Raw genomic sequence first — 533 nt, forward strand, 5'->3', positions numbered from 1 at the left:
GACATTCTCGAAGAATTCCTCTCGGTGGGCCGCATCGAGGAAGGCCGGATTGCGGCCCGGCCGGTGCTGCTGGACCTGCCCAGCCTGCTCCACGAAACGATGGCCGACGTGCAGGGGCTGCGAAAAACCGGCCAGCGCATCGAAAGCGAAATGCAGTGCCCGGAACCCTTGCGCGTGGACCCTTCGCTGCTGCGCAAAATCCTGGTCAACCTGCTGTCTAACGCCCTGAAGTACTCCGGTGAAAATTCGGTGGTGTGGGTGCGTGCCGACTGCCGCGACCAGCGCCTGACCCTGAGCGTGCAGGACGAGGGCGTGGGCATCTCCCCCGAGGACCAGGAGCATCTGTTCGAACGATTTTTCCGGGCTCGCAACGTGTCCACGGTGCCGGGCACGGGCCTCGGCCTCTACATCATTGCCAAGTACTTGGAGCTCATGAACGGCACCGTGACCCTGCAAAGCGAGCTGAACGTGGGCACCACCGTAACCATCACCATTCCCTATGAAAACGATTCTGCTGATTGAAGACGACGAGG

At 61.5% G+C, this 533-nt stretch carries 1 protein-coding gene; it reads left to right on the top strand.

The genetic code is table 11. The features are described from left to right. A partial coding sequence (locus ACP7AJ_RS21640; protein ID WP_426062318.1) for a sensor histidine kinase occupies positions 1-522 on the top strand: 522 nt, incomplete at its 5' end. Positions 523-533 lie beyond the last annotated feature (11 nt).

This window comes from Hymenobacter sp. B1770, from assembly GCF_049896385.1.
Taxonomy (GTDB): domain Bacteria; phylum Bacteroidota; class Bacteroidia; order Cytophagales; family Hymenobacteraceae; genus Hymenobacter.